This is a genomic window from Aestuariivita boseongensis (genome assembly GCF_001262635.1).
Lineage (GTDB): Bacteria > Pseudomonadota > Alphaproteobacteria > Rhodobacterales > Rhodobacteraceae > Aestuariivita > Aestuariivita boseongensis.
Genome location: NZ_JXYH01000104.1, coordinates 1 through 3,176, shown reverse-complemented (window position 1 = coordinate 3,176; position 3,176 = coordinate 1). Strand labels below are relative to the sequence as shown.

The window sequence follows — 3,176 nt, the reverse complement described above, 5'->3', positions numbered from 1 at the left end:
ATCAGATCGGGCTGCTCAAGGATTGGGCATCAGTCCTAAGAAACGTCACGACAATCACTTAGAAATTCTGGTGGTATAGGTTTGGAAGAACCACGACTTTGAGCCCGGAGCGCAAGCTCTCAACTGTGCCTCGCGTGTCCCGGTGATTGACCCTAGGTAGATTCTTGCGAGAGAGTCTTAGCGAGGAGGAGGAGACGGTGGAAGCCATTCTCAATCGCACGGGGTACCGACTGCGGCCAAGCTCGACGGCGGACCGTATGGACATCGCGACGTACATTTTTGGGGATGTGGAGGTTTCCAAGACACTCGTACACAATGTCTCGTCGCTGGACGGGGCTTTGGCAGCGACAGATGCCTGGATTGACACCCTCTCTGTCGACGGGAAGCGGAACAACGGTAATCCTGAACACATTGGTCTGTGGACCATTCGTGACGAGACCGATGAGGGGAGATTTGTAGGAATACGCGGCGTATTCATTGCGCCAGGATTGCCTGACAATACGGTAGCAACATTTGTGGCTGTCGCCCGACCTTACTGGGGAAAAGGTGTATCCAGTGATTCATCCCGCTTACTCTGCGAGCGTGTGTTTGAAAAATCAGAGGCTGATGCAATCTACACCCGGGTTTGGCCAAAGCTGAACCCCGCCAGCGACGCGGTTCAACGCCGATTGGGTTTTTTGCCTGCGGAAAGGCATACACTCAGGGAGACTTTCGGCGAGCAACGGATGCGTGAAGTCCTGGAGTTTGATCTTTGGCGGGCTTCGAAGCTGGAAAGTGGGGAAGTTGCCGAAACCCTCCGCCAGGTGTCGATAAGAATTGGGCAGCTCGCGGCTGAGGACTTGTTGGATGTGTGGGAAGCTGAACAGCGTATTTTGACCGCGCTGCCGGATGGACTCGCGAAATCCAATGATGTCCGACGCAAAGTAGTTGAGGGTCTGCAGCTCGGTTTTCAAAACCCTGCTTGGTCAAGCTATCGGATGTCACGAACCAATTGGGTGACGCGGGACCGTCTTTAGGCATCCGTTTTGTGGACGTCTCCTTCGTCCGCATCTGAGACTTCGGAGGCGTCAGTGCCGAATGGCAGGTGCTGGGAGAAGCGGTCGTCCAGGCCCTAAAGCGGACGTCGCCAAGCGGTCCCGTCGTCTCGAATGGCTTCTCAGCGCAGCTTTGCGGACATCTGACTGAACCGCTCAGATGTCTCAGAAGAGCCCAAAGCGGACACACATACTTGTATGATTTAAGCCTTCGCGCCGTCCAGCCACCAAGTCTCCAAGGCCCCAATCCCCTTCACCTCAACCGTGCCGCGTTGTTCGAACTCATAAGTGTCCTCTAACTCCTCCTTGGCAGCAGTTGTGACCTGAATGCGCCCTGGCTCCCCGTGGCTCTCCATGCGGGAAGCTGTGTTCACTGTCTCGCCCCAAACGTCATAGAAAAGCTTCCGGTTCCCGATAACGCCCGCCACCGCTGGTCCCGCGTGTAGGCCAATGCGCACCTGAAGACCCTCTGGAAAGTCTGGCGCCATGGCTTCCACAGCACTTTGCATGTCCAAAGCCATCTCCGCCACCCGATGCACAGGGTCGCCACAAGGGTTCGGCATACCAGCAGCTACCATGTAGGCATCTCCGATGGTCTTGATCTTTTCCAACCCGTGTTTTTCGGCCAGTTCATCAAAAGCACGGAAGATTTTGTTAAGGAACCCCACCACCTCTTCTGGAGGTAACGATGCAGCGCGGGGAGTGAAGTCCACGATATCAGCAAAAAGGATCGCGACTTTGGGCAGACTGTCCGCGATGGTCTGATCCGGTTCAACTTTTAGTCTCGCGGCGATGTCCTCAGGCAGCAGGTTGTAGAGCAGGGCCTCGGATCGGGCGTGTTCGGCTTCCAAGGCATCTTCGGCAACTTCAGCGCGCAAAAAGCCAAGATAGCTGGGAATAACAACCAGCAGAAGCACGCTCAAAACAGAGGTTGTCATAAGCCCCTTCTGCAGGAGCGCATCGCTTGCGGCACTCAAGGCCGGTTCTGAGGTGAACCAGACGCAGAATACGGTGCCAGCCAGGCTCGTCAGCGATGAAATCACCAAAAAGTCTCTACGTGATGGCCCGAAAATCAAAAGCACGACTGCTGGAACAATAAGCAGTAATAAAAAGATTCCTGTCGCTGAACCCATCAAGTAGGTCAGAAACACGATGTTGAGACTGGCGAAAATCGCTCCCCAGAAGAACGTCCAGGTGGCACTGCGCCTGTAAATGAATGGGAGGCTAACGAAGATGATGGAATTTATGGCAGTTCCGAATGCGGTTGGCCACAACCGAAGGTCATAGAGCAAGTAGACAAGTACGTAGAAAGACGCCGAACAAAAGGCTCCAAGAGCCACGATATTCAAAGCAAACTGGTGTCGCCGCTCACGCTTTTCCTTTCCGGCAAGGTCTATGTTCAGATACCAAGCCAGCCAGCGGGGTAGTCGCGTGTCTGTGGACACTTCAGTGTTTACCATGCTTGAAGCTCCTGCCAGTTGACCTGCGGTATCAGCTTAACAATGGTTTGCTGAACACGGCTAGCTTTCAACGGCAAATTCGTCCGCAGACCTGCCATTGCGCCTGATCAGACGAACGTCCGCTGTCAGTAGGAGCAGTCGTTCCGGCCCGAAGCAACGTTCTGCAGATCACGGATGACCGGTAAGCGTGGGATAGCGGTCAACTGACTCAAACACTCAGATGTCGGCTCAGAGCCCACAGCAGAAGTCTTGATTCTTCGCTGCGCGCGCTCGCAGCACGGAAATTGCTGCAGGCGCTTAGGTTCCAGCGCAGCAAGGCGGCGGTGAATCCGGCCATTCATTGGTGCTGCTATTTGGTTTGGAGCACAAACACACGGGTGGCAGATCGGATGCAATCAGGTTTGCAAGTAGCATTCCAACGTCAGCGCGGTGCTGATGCTTGGCTTCGGAGGGCGGCAAGGAGGGCAAATCATGCCTCGAGTCCTACTTCCTGCTGTCACCCCGAAACGTAAAGCCTGGAACAAGGGGCGGATTATTGGCCAGAAACGACCGTTGCTACCAAAACAGGTTTGGGCGATCCGAGCGCGCCTCGAGTTGGCCAACAACCTTCGTGATCTGGCGCTATTTAACGTTGCCATCGACAGCAAACTACGTGGATGTGAGTTAGTGTCCGAGGACGTGG

At 54.8% G+C, this 3,176-nt stretch carries 2 protein-coding genes and 1 pseudogene; 2 read left to right on the top strand and 1 reads right to left on the bottom strand.

Going from position 1 to position 3,176, the window contains the following annotated elements; genetic code table 11:
• The first annotated feature begins 197 nt into the window (after positions 1–197).
• A complete protein-coding gene (locus tag TR61_RS19270; RefSeq protein ID WP_281178084.1) occupies positions 198–1,016 on the top strand; it encodes a GNAT family N-acetyltransferase in 819 nt (272 codons plus the stop codon).
• Between the two features lie 221 nt (positions 1,017–1,237).
• Here the strand turns inward: TR61_RS19270 and TR61_RS19265 are convergent, their stop codons facing one another.
• Positions 1,238–2,494, bottom strand: coding sequence for an adenylate/guanylate cyclase domain-containing protein (locus tag TR61_RS19265; protein ID WP_050932170.1), 1,257 nt, complete (start codon positions 2,492–2,494; stop codon positions 1,238–1,240).
• A gap of 471 nt (positions 2,495–2,965) precedes the next feature.
• On the opposite strand from TR61_RS19265, the pseudogene TR61_RS20310 reads away from it, so the two are divergent.
• Positions 2,966–3,176 (top strand): annotated as a pseudogene (locus TR61_RS20310) (integrase); the annotation flags it as partial.